Below are 269 nucleotides of genomic sequence, written 5' to 3'. Positions count from 1 at the left end.
GGCAATCCCAGTGGAGTTCTCTTGATGTCCTTGTCGTCCCGCCCTGCCTCCCCCGCCAGCCCCGGCCTGGCCTTCGGGCTCTCGGCTCTCTGCCTGTCGCCGCTGATGGCACAGGAGGCCGCGCCGGCCCAGCCGGATGCCGCAGCGCCTGCTGCTGCTCCCGCGGCTCCGGTCGCTCCCAATGCCGTGGTTGCCACCGTCAATGGCGAGAAGCTGACCGAGGCCGACCTGCAGCTCGCCGGAGGCGTACTGTCGCAACAGTTCGCGCA

1 pseudogene is annotated in these 269 nt (G+C 70.3%); it reads left to right on the top strand.

Annotated features, from left to right (window positions below):
• Positions 1–24: 24 nt before the first annotated feature.
• Positions 25–269, top strand: a pseudogene (locus tag KVT37_RS32260) (peptidylprolyl isomerase); the annotation flags it as partial.

Origin of the sequence: Mesorhizobium sp. GbtcB19, from assembly GCF_019091085.1 — a bacterium.
In the GTDB taxonomy this organism is placed as follows: domain Bacteria; phylum Pseudomonadota; class Alphaproteobacteria; order Rhizobiales; family Rhizobiaceae; genus Mesorhizobium.
This window is presented reverse-complemented; position numbering and strand designations above follow the sequence as displayed.